Source organism: Martelella sp. FOR1707 (genome assembly GCF_053484265.1).
Window position 1 is genome coordinate 1 of sequence record NZ_JBAKFP010000020.1, and the last position, 458, is coordinate 458.

Below are 458 nucleotides of genomic sequence, written 5' to 3' on the forward strand. Positions count from 1 at the left end.
CTCGTCAGGCTCATAACCTGAAGGCCGCAGGTTCAAATCCTGCCCCCGCAACCAAACCTGTTTTATCAGCAATGTCAAAGGCCTCGCTCTCAGCCAGCGAGGCCTTTTTGTTGTCTCCCCACGAGATACCCGTCGCCTGACCTGCTCCCCTGAATGATCCTCGTTTTTTGGTTAGTCTGTTCCTCAACGAAGGAGACGGACAATGAGTCGATCCAGGTTTTCCGATGAGCAAATCAACGGCATTTTGAAGGAGCATCAGGTGGGCATGTCGGCGGCCATGTACAAGGCGCTTCGCGAGATTTGCGACCCGGCAAAGGTCGATGCCCAGGCGTTTGCCGATCAAAGCGCGCTCGTGGCCGGTTATCGCGGGCGCGAAGCCGCGCTCGCCATCGGCTCTGCCACTGCCACCCCGCCGCCGGGGGATGCGGCACCTGACGGCCCGTAGCGCCTTGGTCTGA

General features: G+C 59.6%; 1 protein-coding gene. It reads left to right on the forward strand.

Going from position 1 to position 458, the window contains the following annotated elements; all coding sequences use genetic code 11:
• Positions 1-202: 202 nt before the first annotated feature.
• Entirely contained in the window at positions 203-445 is a 243-nt protein-coding gene (locus tag V6765_RS24075; protein WP_448433132.1) for a hypothetical protein, read from the forward strand.
• The last annotated feature ends 13 nt before the right edge of the window (positions 446-458 follow it).

Excerpts from the sequence above, each read along its gene's own strand:
- V6765_RS24075 (WP_448433132.1), top strand. The coding sequence starts at position 203 with ATGAGTCGATCCAGGTTTTCCGATGAGCAAATCAACGGCATTTTGAAG.